Consider the following 367-nt stretch of genomic DNA (forward strand, 5'->3'; position numbering starts at 1 on the left):
TATAAATGTTAATCAAGGCGATGAAGTTATATTAAGTGCATTGCCAAATGAAGTAGATGTAACAATTACTTTACCCGATGGGAGTCAAGTAGGAGATAATTATAATTTAGGCGATGTGGTTGTATCTCAATCTGGCATATACACTATAGAGTCGGAGTATGGTTGTATTATAACATTAGAAATAAATATAGAAGATCCTAATGCAAGTCCTTGTTCAACATATCCTATGGATGTAGAATATATAGTTGAAGGTGTTTCGGGAAGTGGTTCAGGCTCAATTACTATAGCATCAGGTGATAGTTTAGAGTTAAGTGTTGTTCAAGAAGATGTAGATTTTACAATTACACTACCAGACGGCAGCATTGTA

Annotated in this window: 1 protein-coding gene; it reads left to right on the forward strand. The window is 34.3% G+C overall.

Annotated features, from left to right (window positions below; all coding sequences use genetic code 11):
* On the forward strand, nt 1-367 hold a 367-nt coding region (locus tag LG649_RS15965; RefSeq protein ID WP_226544814.1), incomplete at both ends, for a hypothetical protein.

The sequence above is a fragment of the Neotamlana laminarinivorans genome (assembly GCF_020523925.1).
Taxonomy (GTDB): Bacteria; Bacteroidota; Bacteroidia; order Flavobacteriales; family Flavobacteriaceae; genus Neotamlana; species Neotamlana laminarinivorans.